Source organism: Cloacibacterium caeni, assembly GCF_907163105.1.
In the GTDB taxonomy this organism is placed as follows: domain Bacteria; phylum Bacteroidota; class Bacteroidia; order Flavobacteriales; family Weeksellaceae; genus Cloacibacterium; species Cloacibacterium caeni_A.
The window spans coordinates 1,300,772-1,315,046 of sequence record NZ_OU015321.1 but is presented as its reverse complement, the minus strand read 5'-3'; the positions used below and the strand labels follow the sequence as shown (position 1 = coordinate 1,315,046).

12 protein-coding genes and 1 tRNA gene are annotated in these 14,275 nt (G+C 34.3%); all 13 read left to right on the top strand.

Annotation, left to right across the window (positions count from 1 at the left end; genetic code table 11):
- The first annotated feature begins 68 nt into the window (after positions 1-68).
- The 13 genes from trxB to KKQ76_RS05930 all read left to right on the top strand — a co-directional run bounded on the left by trxB (position 69) and on the right by KKQ76_RS05930 (position 14,182).
- Positions 69-1,010, top strand: coding sequence for a thioredoxin-disulfide reductase (gene trxB / locus KKQ76_RS05990; RefSeq protein ID WP_069796472.1), 942 nt, complete (start codon positions 69-71; stop codon positions 1,008-1,010).
- Between the two features lie 4 nt (positions 1,011-1,014).
- Entirely contained in the window at positions 1,015-1,380 is a 366-nt protein-coding gene (gene crcB, locus KKQ76_RS05985; RefSeq protein ID WP_069796471.1) for a fluoride efflux transporter CrcB, read from the top strand.
- A gap of 117 nt (positions 1,381-1,497) precedes the next feature.
- A tRNA-Ser gene (locus tag KKQ76_RS05980) sits at positions 1,498-1,585 on the top strand.
- Positions 1,586-1,831: 246 nt separating this feature from the next.
- Positions 1,832-3,064 (top strand): site-specific integrase, encoded by a 1,233-nt coding sequence (locus KKQ76_RS05975; protein WP_213196254.1) that lies wholly within the window; start codon positions 1,832-1,834, stop codon positions 3,062-3,064.
- Positions 3,065-3,456: 392 nt separating this feature from the next.
- The gene (locus KKQ76_RS05970) at positions 3,457-4,161 is read left to right on the top strand and encodes an RteC domain-containing protein (protein ID WP_246501354.1); all 705 of its coding nucleotides are present in this window, start codon (positions 3,457-3,459) and stop codon (positions 4,159-4,161) included.
- 162 nt (positions 4,162-4,323) lie between these two features.
- The gene (locus KKQ76_RS05965) at positions 4,324-4,584 is read left to right on the top strand and encodes a helix-turn-helix domain-containing protein (RefSeq protein WP_213196252.1); all 261 of its coding nucleotides are present in this window, start codon (positions 4,324-4,326) and stop codon (positions 4,582-4,584) included.
- A gap of 21 nt (positions 4,585-4,605) precedes the next feature.
- Positions 4,606-5,631 (top strand): transcriptional regulator, encoded by a 1,026-nt coding sequence (locus KKQ76_RS05960; RefSeq protein ID WP_213196251.1) that lies wholly within the window; start codon positions 4,606-4,608, stop codon positions 5,629-5,631.
- A 9-nt stretch (positions 5,632-5,640) separates the two neighbouring features.
- Positions 5,641-6,282, top strand: a complete 642-nt coding sequence (locus tag KKQ76_RS05955) for an AAA family ATPase (protein WP_213196250.1) — start codon at positions 5,641-5,643, stop codon at positions 6,280-6,282.
- A gap of 134 nt (positions 6,283-6,416) precedes the next feature.
- A complete protein-coding gene (locus KKQ76_RS05950) occupies positions 6,417-7,964 on the top strand; it encodes a type I restriction-modification system subunit M (RefSeq protein WP_213196249.1) in 1,548 nt (515 codons plus the stop codon).
- Positions 7,961-8,947, top strand: a complete 987-nt coding sequence (locus KKQ76_RS05945; RefSeq protein WP_213188639.1) for a virulence RhuM family protein — start codon at positions 7,961-7,963, stop codon at positions 8,945-8,947. Before KKQ76_RS05950 ends, KKQ76_RS05945 begins: the two co-directional genes overlap by 4 nt.
- Positions 8,944-10,182 carry a restriction endonuclease subunit S gene (locus KKQ76_RS05940; protein ID WP_213196248.1) on the top strand — a complete coding sequence of 413 codons (1,239 nt, stop codon included), beginning with the start codon at positions 8,944-8,946 and terminating at the stop codon, positions 10,180-10,182. The genes KKQ76_RS05945 and KKQ76_RS05940 overlap by 4 nt, the downstream gene beginning before the upstream one ends.
- Before the next feature lie 15 nt (positions 10,183-10,197).
- Positions 10,198-13,299, top strand: coding sequence for an HsdR family type I site-specific deoxyribonuclease (locus KKQ76_RS05935; protein ID WP_213196247.1), 3,102 nt, complete (start codon positions 10,198-10,200; stop codon positions 13,297-13,299).
- A gap of 10 nt (positions 13,300-13,309) precedes the next feature.
- Positions 13,310-14,182 (top strand): Abi family protein, encoded by an 873-nt coding sequence (locus KKQ76_RS05930; protein ID WP_213196246.1) that lies wholly within the window; start codon positions 13,310-13,312, stop codon positions 14,180-14,182.
- The last annotated feature ends 93 nt before the right edge of the window (positions 14,183-14,275 follow it).

Sequence of the window (14,275 nt, the reverse complement as noted above, 5' to 3'; positions counted from 1 at the left end):
AGAATTATCAGGAAAACAATGAAATTCACGAAATTTGCAACTCAAAAAAATAACAACCCTTATATTCTATGGAAAATAATATATTAGATTGCGTGATTGTAGGTTCTGGACCATCTGGTTATACTGCTGCTATATATGCAGCCAGAGCAGATTTAAAACCTGAATTATACACTGGTTTAGAGCCAGGAGGTCAGTTGACGACTACCACCGAAGTAGAAAACTTCCCAGGTTATCCAAACGGAATTACAGGTCCTGAAATGATGATGGATTTGCAAAAACAAGCCGAAAGATTTGAAACCAAAGTACACTATGAAATGATAACGAAAGTAGAATTTTCTAAAGAAGTAGGAGGTGTTCATAAACTTTGGGCAGGCGAAAAAGAAATTTTAGCAAAAACAGTGATTATTTCTACAGGAGCTACTGCAAAATATTTAGGTCTAGAAGATGAGAAAAAATATTCTGGAGGTGGGGTTTCTGCTTGTGCTACTTGTGACGGATTTTTCTACAGAGGCAAAGACGTAATCGTAGTAGGAGCAGGAGATACTGCAGCAGAAGAGGCGACTTATCTTTCTAAATTGTGTAACAAAGTAACCATGTTGGTGAGAAAAGACCATTTCAGAGCTTCTAAAGCAATGATTCACAAGGTAAACAATACGCCAAACATTGAAGTGAAATTCAATCACGAATTAATCGCTATCGAAGGCGAAAATAGCTTAGTAGAAAGAGCAGTGGTCATCAATAACCAAACGCAAGAAACTTCTAAAATAGACGTTCATGGTATTTTTATCGCGATTGGTCATAAACCGAATACTGATGTTTTTGCGGGTCAAATCACTTTAGATGAAAACGGTTACATCATCACCGAAGGTAAATCTTCTAAAACCAATTTACCAGGCGTTTTTGCAGCAGGAGATGTACAAGACCACATCTACAGACAAGCGATTACAGCAGCAGGTTCTGGTTGTATGGCAGCCATAGATGCTGAACGTTATTTATCAGAATTAGAATAATTCTTTGAAAACCTTAGTTTACATATTTTTAGGAGGCGGATTAGGGAGTGTAATGCGGTATTTGGTATCGTTTTACACTTCCAAATTCCTTTCTATTGGGAGTTTTCCTCTCGGAACATTCTTGGTAAACCTTATAGGCTGTTTTTTAATAGGTCTTTTTTCGTCTTATTTTATCAAAGTAGATAATTCCCTTAAATTTCTATTGATTACAGGTTTTTGTGGAGGTTTTACCACGTTTTCTACTTTTGCAGCAGAAAACTATTCTTTATTACAAAATCAAAATTATATCGTGCTTATTTCTTATGTTTTATTGAGCATAATCTTAGGAATTATAGCAGTGATATTAGGTTTTCAGGCAGCAAGCAATTAATTTTTGATGTTGAAAATTAATGCGTTATAAAAAATGTAGAAAAATCTAAAAAAATAATTTTGTCAGAATTTAAAAAGGTTCTATATTTGCACCACTGAAAACGAGATAATCGTTTCTGGAGAGTTGGCAGAGTGGTCGATTGCGGCAGTCTTGAAAACTGTTGACTGTAACAGGTCCGGGGGTTCGAATCCCTCACTCTCCGCCAAGTAAAATATAAATTTTACCAAAACCCTTTAAAATGTACGTTTTAAAGGGTTTTTTGTTTTATGTAATATCATAAATAACTAAAATAATTCAATCTGTAAGGGTGTAATTAGGTGAGTATCAAAAAATCACCAAACTACTCACCTTTCTCTCTTGAAACTGCTTATACAAAGCCATTTCAATGATTGAACATCTTGTAGGTTCTTAGGGTCAAAAATAAATTTATAACCTTTAAATGTCACCACACATGAACCACTACAGTTTACTTTTCTACGCCAAGAAAACAAAAAGCAATCCAGAACTATCAGCCATTTATTTACGTATTACAGTGAGAGGAAAACGCTCTGAAATATCAACTGGGCAAACTATCCCAACAGCTTCATGGTGTTCTAAATCTGGTAAATTAAAAGGCAATGCTCAACAATCTAAATTTACTAATTCACTTTTAGAGCATATAAAATTCAAAGTATTTTCAAGTTATAACGAACTAATTTTGGCAAATAAAGAAATAACGAGTGAAACTCTTAAAAATCGTTATTTAGGTATTGACGAAAAGAAAGTAACTATCGTTGAAGTTTTCAAAGAACATAACAAACAAATGTATGACTTAATAGGAGAAACTTATTCCAAAGGAACTTGGGAAAGATATGAGACTTCCCTTAGACATACGATTGAATTTTTAAAATGGAAATATAATGTTTCGGATATGGACGTTAAACAAATCAATCCCGAATTTGTTTCTAGTTACGAATATTGGTTAAGAACAGTTCGTAAATGTGCCAATAATTCTGCTGTTAAGTACATTAAGAATTTTCAAAAAATCATAAATATCTGCTTTGCTAATGAGTGGATTTCAAAAAATCCTTTCATCAATTACAAATCAAAATTAACAACTGTAGTTCCTAATTTTTTATCTCAATCTCATATAGATCAAATTTTGAATAAAGAATTTAAGTCAGAAAGATTAGCATCAGTCAGAGACATTTTTATTTTTAGTTGCTATACTGGTTTAGCGTACATAGATATTAAAAATCTTACTTATGAAAATATATTCATTGACTTAAAAGGTGAAAAATGGATAAAAACAAATAGAACAAAAACGAAGGTTGCATTTAGTATCCCTGTACTCCCAATTGCTGAAATGATTATGAATAAATACAAAGATCATCCTAAATGTTTAAATCAAAATTTAGTCCTCCCAATACTAAGCAATCAAAAAATGAACGAGTATTTAAAAGAAATTTCTACACTATGCGACATTGAATTTGATTTAACTTTTCATGCAGCAAGACACACTTTTGCCACAACAGTAACTCTAAATAATGGAGTTCCCATAGAAAGCGTGAGTAAGATGTTAGGGCATAAGAGCATCAAAACCACCCAACACTACGCCAAAATCCTAGATTCCAAAGTCAGCAACGACATGAATATCTTAAAAGAAAAATTAGCCCAAAAAGAACTAAAAATGAAGATTTCTTAATCTTCATTTTCTTTTTTGGTAAAAACCCAAACAGCTCCAAACCAGTCTTATATAGTAACTTTCATATATTTTGTAACAATGTTGTTATATTTTTAATACATCATCATGTGTTGGATTATTTTTTATTTATATAAGCGATTGATTATGAATAAATAATAAAATTCGTTTATTGTTGTTGAAAATATTTTTTAATATTTTTTGTTGCATTATCGTTAAAATTATATTTTTAGCACCCTTAAAAACAAAATTTAACTGTGGAAACGAAATCTATTGATCTCTTAAGAGAGCTTAATGGGCAGATTGAGTTTTTAGAGTCCGAATTTGATAACGTTCTCCAAAAATCCGAAGAGACAATCAAAGTCATTCTCAAAACTCTAGAGCAGCTGAAAAAAATGCTCATTAAACATAAATTTAAATCTAAGCATGAAGAAATTTTATTTTTTAAATCCATAAAACCGCAATTCACTTCCAAGCTATATTATCACATGGCAATTTATAGAATTGCTTCCCAAGCTCCATTAGGAGGTGCATCAATCCTCAAAAAATATTATGAAGCTGAACAGGTCAACATAAAAGATTTCTTTGATAAGAATTTAGATTTTTATCAATACTACCGTACGAATAGCACTTTCCTAGATGAGAAATATTTTTTGAGAGGAAATGTAGATTTTAAAATCAACCTCAACAATTATTATTTTGAATTAGACCCAAAATTCTCAACCACCCATGATAGCAAAGTCGCTTTAATCATGGCGTACGACCTTTTGTCTATATACATAGATAAAAAGATTTTAGAGCTTGAAAAAGCACTAAACGGGATTTATACAACCCAATCATCCAAACTCCAATGGACGGCCTCAAAAGTCGCCCTTATTGAACTCATCTACGCCCTCCAAACCGAAGGCGTTTTCAACAACGGAACTGCTAATGTTAAAGACATTGCAGACCAATTCCAAGAAACCTTCAATGTAGATTTAGGACAATACAGGCGTATGTTCCTAGACATCAGAACCCGAAAAGACGACAGAGCCAAATTTATCAATACCCTCAAAGATAAACTTCTGTTAAGAATGGAGGAAACAGACGAAAATTTCTAAAAAAATCATTCACAACGCAGTCTCCGTTGTGAATAAATCTTATCAAAACAACACAATTTCGCCGTAAACAATTCCGGGGATGAATAATCATTGCCGGAATTCTAAACCAACTTAACCTTAACCTTAACCTTAACCTTAACCTTAACCTTAACCTATTGTATTATGGCACTAGAAATTGTTACCAAAGAAGACCTTCAAGAGTTCAAAAATGATCTATTACAAGAACTCAAAAACTTACTACTCCCAAAGTCAAACAACCAAAAACAATGGCTCCGAAGCGCAGATGTAAAAGCACTCCTCAAAATATCCTCGGGAACACTCCAAAACATGAGGATTAACGGCACTCTCCGTTATTCTAAAGTGGGAGGTACACTATACTACAACTATGAGGACATTGAAAAGCTCTTACAATCTAATAATTAATCAATCACCAATCATCATGTCATGCTGAGCGGAGTCGAAGCGACCATCAGCCAAAATCCAACATCCAACACCCAACATAAAAATATGAACTACATCCGCCACCTCACAGGATTTTACGAAAAAATCCACGAAGACTCACGCCTTAACCCCACACACATCAGTTTATACCTTGCTTTATTTCAGTTCTGGAACCTCAACCACTTCCAGAACCCAATAAGCATTTCACGACATGAAATGATGAAGCTCAGCAAAATTGCAGCGTTAGGAACTTATCACAAGTGTATCAAAGACCTTCAAGATTTTGGATATATCGAATATTTACCCTCATTCAATCCATACAAAGGAAGTTTGGTCAATCTTCATAATTTCGAAAATATAGATGTTCACCATTTGAACAAGAACCGTATCAAAAATCAAACAAGCTCTGAACAAGCATTGAACCAGCACCATATCAAAATCGAAACAGGTATTGAACAAGCATTGATACCTTCTATAAACTATATAAACAATATAAACAATAAACATAGTATTACCACACCCGAGACCAGTTCAAATTTTAAACAAGCTTTTTTACCTGCAATTCCTTTCCAAGAAATTATCCCAAAATCACTATCCCAAAAAAGTGAAGAAAAAGAAAAGTTGCGCGAAAAGAAAAAGAAAAGCGCAAAGCTTTCGCCGACTCATATCGAAAACAATATTCAAGTTGGAGGCAAAAAGAATTTTCCTGTCATTCTGAACGAAGCAAAACGCAGTGAAGAATCTCACTACATCAAACCATCTCCCAAAATCCCACCCACCTTTGCTGAGGTAAAACTTTTTTTCGAAGAAAAAGACACTCCGCTTTCAGAAGCCGAAAGATTTTTTGACCACTACGAATCCAACGGTTGGCTCGTGGGTGGAAAATCCAAAATGAAAAATTGGGAAGCAGCTGCACGCAATTGGCTCAAAAACTCCAAAAAATTCAACTCCCTAAGCCCGAACGGAGCCGAAGGCAAACGAAACCACCTAACAGCCACCACCAACAAAAGCTACAAAGAACCACTTTAACCACAACTTATGAACTTTCCTACACCACCCATAGAAACCCGTTATGATTATTATAAAATCATTCCAGAATTCAAAAAATTCGCTTCCCAGTATATCGGTAAAAACTACCTCATTCCAGACGAAGAAAAACCCATAGTCTTCGCCACCATTGCATGGATGCTCCAAGACGATTTAGTGGCCAAAGAAATGGACTTCGACCTCCAAAAAGGAATTCTCCTTTCTGGTCCTATTGGTTGCGGAAAAACCACCTTATTCAAGCTCATGCAAAAATTCATAGGAAACAAAAACAAATTTGGCATGGTTTCCACACGCCAAATCGTTTCAGAATTCATGCAGTCAGGCTACCAAATCCTAGAGAACTACTCCAAAGGAAACTTCACCCACGATGCTCGAAAAGCCAAAGTCTATTGCTTTGACGATTTAGGCATTGAAACCTCATTGAAGTATTACGGAAACGACTGCAACGTCATGGCAGAAATCCTCCTCACACGCTATGACTTATACAAAGAAAAAGGACTCATCACACACCTCACCACTAATCTTTCTGCAGCAGAAATAGAATCCATCTACGGAAACAGGCTCCGTTCCCGAATGAGAGAAATGTTCAATCTTTTCGGCTACGACCAAAACTCCACAGACAAAAGAAAGTGATTTAATTAGTTTTATTTCAATTTATTGTAATTTATTGCAGATTTTACGGTTTGCCCCTTTTTAATAAGACTCGGTTTTGTTATATTTGAAATTTAATAACCATAAACTTTTTCTAAAGAATTATTTACTTAAAAATGACAAGCATAGCACAAAGAGCGGCATTACAAAATCAAATTTGGAAGATTGCCAACGACGTTAGAGGCTCAGTAGATGGGTGGGATTTCAAACAATTTGTATTAGGAACTTTGTTTTATCGCTTCATTAGCGAAAACTTTACCAATTACATTGAAGCTGGAGACGAAAGCATAAATTATGCTCAATTATCTGATGAGGTCATCACTCCCGAAATCAAAGATGACGCCATTAAAACAAAAGGCTACTTCATATATCCAAGCCAGCTTTTTGTGAACATTGCAAAAAATGCCAACAACAACCCCAATCTAAACACAGACCTAAAAGCCATTTTTGATGCCATAGAAAGTTCTGCCAATGGTTATCCTTCGGAAGAAGACATCAAAGGGTTGTTTGCAGATTTTGATACCACAAGCTCAAGACTAGGCAACAATGTAGAAAACAAAAACGCTCGTTTAGCAGCAGTCATCAAAGGCGTGGAACAACTAGACTTTGGTAAATTTGAAGACAACCAAATAGACCTTTTTGGTGATGCCTACGAATTCCTTATCGGCAATTATGCAGCCAACGCAGGGAAATCGGGAGGTGAGTTTTTCACCCCTCAACACGTTTCTAAACTCATTGCTCAACTGGCAATGCACGGACAAAAATCAGTCAACAAAATTTACGACCCTGCAGCAGGTTCTGGCTCATTACTATTACAAGCCAAAAAACATTTTGACAACCACATCATAGAAGAAGGTTTCTACGGACAAGAAGTCAATCATACCACCTACAACTTGGCGCGTATGAATATGTTTTTGCACAATATCAATTATGATAAGTTTCACATTGTTTTAGGAGATACCCTTAGAGACCCTCAGCTGATGGACGAAAAACCGTTTGACGCCATTGTGTCTAATCCGCCGTATTCTATCCCTTGGATAGGGAGTGATGACCCTACCTTGATTAACGATGACCGTTTTGCGCCTGCAGGTGTTTTAGCTCCTAAGTCTAAAGCAGATTTTGCATTTGTATTACACGCCTTGCATTACTTATCGAGTAAAGGGAGAGCAGCTATTGTGTGCTTCCCAGGTATTTTTTACCGTGGCGGTGCCGAACAAAAAATTAGAAAATATTTGGTAGACAACAATTTTGTAGAAACCGTCATTGCTTTAGCCCCTAACTTATTCTACGGAACGTCTATCGCCGTAAATATTCTCGTGCTTTCTAAACATAAAACAGATACCAAAACCCAGTTTATTGATGTTACAGGGGAAGATTTCTTTAGAAAGGTAACCAATAACAATTTGCTAGAAGACGAACATATCGATAAGATTATGGCGATGTTTGACAGTAAAGCCGAAGTGCCACACGTAGCCACCACTATTGACAATGCTAAAATTGCAGAAAACGATTACAACCTATCCGTAAGCTCGTATGTAGAAGCCAAAGATAAGCGCGAGAAAATTAATATCGAGGAACTGAATGCAGAGATTTCAAAAACGGTGGAGAAAATAAATATACTTCGTGCGAATATTGATAAAATTATAAAAGAGATTGAAGTATGAGCGAAATAATTTTATATACCACGGACGATGGACTGACTAAAATAAATGTCCAACTCGAAGATGAAACCGTTTGGCTTACACAAGACCAAATAGCAATGTTGTTTGACAAAGCAAAATCAACCATCAGCGAACATATTAAACACATTTTTGAAGAAGGTGAATTAGATGAAAAATCAGTTGTTCGGAAATTCCGAACAACTGCTGCTGACGGCAAAAATTACGAAGTAAATTATTTTAACCTCGATGTTATCATTTCCGTTGGTTATCGGGTGAAATCGGTACAAGGCACTCGTTTTCGACAATGGGCAACGCAACGCTTAAAGGAGTATATAGTAAAAGGGTTTACAATGGACGATGAACGCCTTAAAAACTTGGGCGGTGGCAATTATTGGAAAGAACTATTAGACCGCATTCGCGACATTCGTTCCAGCGAAAAGGTAATGTACCGTCAGGTGTTGGAATTGTATGCGACTGCTACCGATTATGACCCAAAAAGCGAAGAAAGTTTGACTTTTTTTAAAATTGTTCAAAACAAATTGCATTATGCAGCTCACGGAAATACGGCAAGTGAAGTAATTTATTTGCGTGTGGACAGCGATAAACCTTTTGCAGGGCTCACCAATTTTAAAGGCGAGCAACCCACACAAGCCGAAGCAATGATTGCCAAAAATTATTTGGAAGAAAAAGAATTGAAAGTGCTCAACAATTTAGTAGCCGCTTATTTTGATTTGGCAGAATTAAACGCTATTGAAGAACGGGAAATGCGTATGACAGATTATGTGCGTGAATTAGACAATATTCTTGGTTCTACAGGAAGAAAAATATTGGAAGGTTCGGGAAAAATATCGCATACTCAGGCAGCAGAGAAAGCAAAGTTGGAATATAAGAAGTACAAAGCACAAACGCTGCTATCCGTAGAAAAAGAGTATTTGAAAACTATCTCGGATTTGGAGAAAAAAGCAAAAAAGAAAGGGAAACAATGAGTTACATAGATAAATTATTAGAGGGTGTTGAGGTGGAATGGAAGCCTTTGGGTGATCTAGTTGATATTGCAAATACAGGTGTCGATAAAAAAATTAACCCTGATGAACCAACAGTAAGATTGTTAAATTTTGTAGATGTTTTTAAAAATCAATACATTTCAAACGATACACCAACAATGGTTGTCACAGCAACTGAAAAAAAAATAGCAGATTGTAATGTAAAAAAAGGGGATGTATTTATAACACCTTCATCAGAATTAATTGATGAAATAGGTTTTTCTGCTATGGCTATTGAGGATTTTGATAATGTAGTATACAGTTATCATATTATGAGACTGCGCATTAGTAATCAAAATTATTTATTTCCTGCATTTTTAAACTATTTATTTAAGTCGGGAGATATTAGAAAACAAATAAGAAAAAAAGCACAAGGATTAACTAGGTATGGATTAACTCAGCCAAATTGGAAGTCAATCGAAATCCCCATCCCACCACTCGAAATCCAACAAAAAATAGTTGCAATTTTAGATACCTTCACCGAACTTACAGCAGAGCTTACAGCAGAGCTTACAGCAGAGCTTACAGCTAGAAAATCGCAATATACTTATTATAGAGATAAGTTGCTATCTTTTGATGAAAATCAAGTGCAATGGAAGACATTGGGGGAAAAAGATTTTTTTGAAGTTTCTTCAGGAGGAACACCATTAACAACAAACAAAGATTATTGGGATGGTGGTAATATACCTTGGCTAAAGTCTGAATCTTGTAATAATATCTCTGTATACTCAGCTACAAATTTTATAACAGAGTTAGGTTTGAAAAAATCAAGTGCAAAACTTTTAAATAAAGATACTACATTAATTGCTTTAGTTGGAGCCACTATTTTTAAAACTGCATATTTAGAATTTAAAGCAACGACTAATCAAAATATTGCAAGTATCAAATCACTAAAACCATCTTTAATAAATGATAAATTTATATTTTATTATTTAACGAATTTGTATGAGTTTTTAAAATCAGAAATGAGAAATTATGGAATGCTAAACTTAACTACATTGAGAACTTTTAAAATTCCAGTTCCTCCAATAGAAGAACAAGAGCGCATAGTTTCTATTTTAGATCAATTTGATACGCTCACCACTTCCATCACCGAAGGTTTACCACAAGAAATAGAGCTTAGAAAAAAACAATACGAGTATTATAGAGATATGTTATTATCTTTCCCTAAAAATTAAAACCAAAAAACTACCATGTATAACACCATCGCAGAAACCAGCAATTTTATTGTTTTAGACCGTTATCATAAATATTCTTCACTGAATGAATCTCCAGCAGGTTTTCAGTCAGAATCTGCTTTAGAACGTGAGTTTATCCAAGATTTAATCAATCAAGGATACGAGAATCCTTCTGGTCTTACCACATTGCAAGCCATGTTGGCTAATGTAAGGGTGCAGTTACAGGCTTTAAACAATATGGTTTTTAACGATTCAGAATGGGCACGCTTTGTAGAAGAATACTTAGACAGACCCAGTGAAGGTATTGTAGATAAAACCAGAAAACTGCATGATAATTACATCTATGATTTTGTGTTTGATGATGGTCATATCCAAAATATTTACTTAGTAGACAAAAAAAATATTACAAGAAATAAACTACAAGTTATTTCACAGTTCGAACAAAAAGGTCGACATGCCAATCGCTATGATGTTACCATTTTAGTCAATGGCTTGCCAATGGTTCAAGTAGAACTCAAAAAAAGAGGAGTTGCCATAAGAGAAGCTTTTAATCAAGTGCATCGATACAGCAAAGAAAGCTTCAATAGTGAGAATTCACTTTTTAAGTATCTGCAAATATTTGTTATTTCTAATGGTACAGACAGTCGTTATTTTGCCAATACGGTAAAACGGGATAAAAACAGTTTTGATTTTACCATGAACTGGGCTAAGGCGGATAATACTTTAATCAAAGACCTCAAAGATTTTACAGCCACTTTTTTTCAAAAACAAACGCTTTTAAATGTTTTGCTCACATACTCAGTATTTGATGTAAGTGATACTTTGCTCATTATGAGACCTTACCAAATTGCAGCAACAGAAAGAATGTTATGGAAAATTAAAAGTTCTTTCGAAGCTAAAAAATGGTCTACCACAGAAGGAGGGGGCTACATTTGGCATACTACCGGTTCTGGGAAAACATTAACCAGTTTCAAAGCAGCTCGTTTAGCTACAAAATTAGATTTTATTGATAAAGTCTTCTTTGTAGTAGACCGTAAAGATTTAGACTTTCAGACCATGAGAGAATATCAGCGATTTTCTCCCGATAGTGTTAATGGGTCAGACAGCACTGCGGGTTTAAAGCGAAATATTGAAAAAGACGACAATAAAATCATTGTAACCACCATTCAGAAACTCAACAACCTCATGAAAACCGAGAATGACTTGCCAATATACCAAAAGCAAGTGGTTTTCATTTTTGATGAAGCACACCGCTCTCAATTTGGGGAAGCACAAAAAAATCTGAAAAAGAAGTTCAAGAAATTCTATCAGTTTGGCTTTACAGGAACTCCTATTTTTCCTCAGAATGCTTTAGGTGCAGAAACTACCGCTAGCGTTTTTGGTAGAGAATTACACTCTTACGTAATTACAGATGCCATAAGAGACGAAAAAGTGTTGAAATTCAAAGTAGATTACAATGATGTTAGACCTCAATTTAAGAGCATTGAAACAGAAATTGATGAGAAAAAATTAACAGCGGCAGAAAACCAAAAAGCTTTTTTACATCCTGCTCGTATCAGAGAAATCGCTCAATACATTTTACAAAATTATAAATTCAAAACCCACAGAACTCGTGGAGGCAATACAGGATTCAATGCCATGTTTGCTGTGAACAGTGTAGATGCAGCCAAATTATACTACGAAGAACTGAACAAACAACAAAAACAAACTGATAATCCGCTTAAAATCGCTACCATATTCTCTTTTGCAGCCAATGAAGAACAAAATGCCATCGGTGAAATTCCAGATGAAAACTTTGAACCTTCAGCTATGGATGCTACTGCTAAAGAATTTTTAACCAAAGCGATTGAGGATTACAATGCAATGTTTAGAACCAGCTTTGGGGTAGATAGTAAAGAATTTCAAAACTATTACCGTGACCTTGCCAAAAGGGTGAAAAACAAAGAAGTAGACCTCCTCATTGTAGTGGGTATGTTCTTAACGGGTTTTGATGCACCTACTCTTAATACTTTATTCGTAGACAAAAATCTACGTTATCATGGTTTAATGCAAGCGTTTTCGCGTACCAATCGTATTTATGATGCTACAAAAACATTTGGCAATATTATCACTTTTAGAGATTTAGAATCAGACACCATAGATGCCATAACCTTATTTGGAGATAAAAACACCAAAAATGTAGTATTAGAAAAGAGCTACAAAGAGTATTTAGAAGGCTTTACAGATATTGCAAACGGTACTGCACGCAGAGGTTTTATTGAGATTGTAAAGGAGTTAAATGAAAAATTCCCAAACCCAGACGAAATTGTAACAGAGAAAGATAAAAAAGAATTCTCTAAACTATTTGGTGAGTATTTGCGTGTAGAAAACATCCTCCAGAATTATGATGAGTTTACCCATCTAAAAGCTTTACAAACTATAGACCTAAATGACGAAGAAGCCGTAAATGTTTTCAAAGAAATTTATTTTGTAACAGACCAGCAATTAGCAGAATTGCAAGAAATTAAGTTGTTGCCAGAAAGAACCGTTCAAGATTACAGGTCTACTTACAATGACATTCGTGATTGGTTGCGTAGAGAAAAAAATGGCAAAGAAGCAGAAGAATCTCAAATAGATTGGGACGATGTAGTTTTTGAAATAGACCTATTAAAGTCTCAAGAAATAAACCTAGATTATATTCTAGAATTGATTTTTGAACACAATAAGAAAACCAAAGACAAAGCAACTTTAATAGAAGAAATCCGCAGAGTGATTCGTGCCAGCATTGGCAACAGGGCAAAAGAAAGTTTAGTGGTAGATTTCATTAATGATACAGAATTAGACTCTATCGAAGATAAGGCAGGAATAATTGATACATTTTTCAATTATGCTCAGCGTAAACAGAAAGCAGAAGCCAGCGAAATAATCACCGATGAAAATCTAAACGAAGAAGAAGCAAAACGATACATCACCACTTCATTAAAAAGAGAATATGCCAGTGAAAACGGAACAGAGCTCAATGCACTATTGCCAAAAATGAGCCCTTTAAACCCACAATATTTAACCAAAAAACAAAACGTCTTCCAAAAAATATCTGCATTTGTAGAAAAATTCAAAGGCGTAGGAGGTCAAATTTAATATATTATTTATGGGTAGAGTTGCACTAAGTATTGATGATCAGATTAAAAGATTGGAAGAAAAAGGATTGGATTTATCTTGTTATGAAACTTCCAAATTGAAAGAAATCTTACTTGATATAGGTTACTATAGACTTGGTTTTTATACCTATTATTTCATGGACGATGAAAAAGAGAACTTCTTAAATGGAATTAAAATTTCTGAAATAATTGAATTGTATTATATGGATATTGATCTTAAGTACATTTTAATGAAGTATATTAATAGAATTGAAATTAATTTCAGAACTAAATTAATTTATTATCCGTCAATAATTAATAAGCAAGATCCTTTTTGGTTTGTTGATGAAGCTTTAATGAAAAAAGATTTTGTTGAAGACTTCAAAAAAAGGTATGATGACAATTTCAAAAGAGATAATTTAATGTTGAAAAAGCATCACATAAATCATCCTGCTGATATTTACGCTCCAGCATGGAAAACATTTGAATATCTCTCCTTTGGATCCATTATAACTTTATTCGATGCAATAAAGGATTTAGAAATAAAAAACAGAATCTCAAAATTATATCAAGTAAATGATTTAGGTAAATTTATGAGATTAATACATGCGGTTAGACAAATTAGAAATATCTGTGCTCATAGCAATGTATTATTTGATTTTTCCTTACCACAGAGTTTAAGTTCTCATCCGAAAATAAATTACAATAAAGGTGACCGAAACTCTTTAGATGCCTCATTAAAAGTTATTGCATTCTTTTTAGAATCAATTTCTATAAATCGATTAGCAGAGTTTAAATCTGAAATTTATTCTTTTTTTGAAAAACACAAAGTGAAGCCTCACTTATTAGAAATTATAAGAAATCATATAAAATATTTGGATTAATATTTGCTTTATATAAAAATCTTTGTAATTTTGCAACATAAAAGTGCCTCACTAGACATTGCGCTCTCTTGGTGCACTATAAAAAAATATTTG

Coding starts and splice junctions, on each gene's coding strand:
- trxB (WP_069796472.1), top strand. CDS start 69: ATGGAAAATAATATATTAGATTGCGTGATTGTAGGTTCTGGACCATCT.
- KKQ76_RS05975 (WP_213196254.1), top strand. CDS start 1,832: ATGAACCACTACAGTTTACTTTTCTACGCCAAGAAAACAAAAAGCAAT.
- KKQ76_RS05970 (WP_246501354.1), top strand. CDS start 3,457: ATGCTCATTAAACATAAATTTAAATCTAAGCATGAAGAAATTTTATTT.
- KKQ76_RS05965 (WP_213196252.1), top strand. CDS start 4,324: ATGGCACTAGAAATTGTTACCAAAGAAGACCTTCAAGAGTTCAAAAAT.
- KKQ76_RS05960 (WP_213196251.1), top strand. CDS start 4,606: ATGCTGAGCGGAGTCGAAGCGACCATCAGCCAAAATCCAACATCCAAC.
- KKQ76_RS05955 (WP_213196250.1), top strand. CDS start 5,641: ATGAACTTTCCTACACCACCCATAGAAACCCGTTATGATTATTATAAA.
- KKQ76_RS05950 (WP_213196249.1), top strand. CDS start 6,417: ATGACAAGCATAGCACAAAGAGCGGCATTACAAAATCAAATTTGGAAG.
- KKQ76_RS05945 (WP_213188639.1), top strand. CDS start 7,961: ATGAGCGAAATAATTTTATATACCACGGACGATGGACTGACTAAAATA.
- KKQ76_RS05940 (WP_213196248.1), top strand. CDS start 8,944: ATGAGTTACATAGATAAATTATTAGAGGGTGTTGAGGTGGAATGGAAG.
- KKQ76_RS05935 (WP_213196247.1), top strand. CDS start 10,198: ATGTATAACACCATCGCAGAAACCAGCAATTTTATTGTTTTAGACCGT.
- KKQ76_RS05930 (WP_213196246.1), top strand. CDS start 13,310: ATGGGTAGAGTTGCACTAAGTATTGATGATCAGATTAAAAGATTGGAA.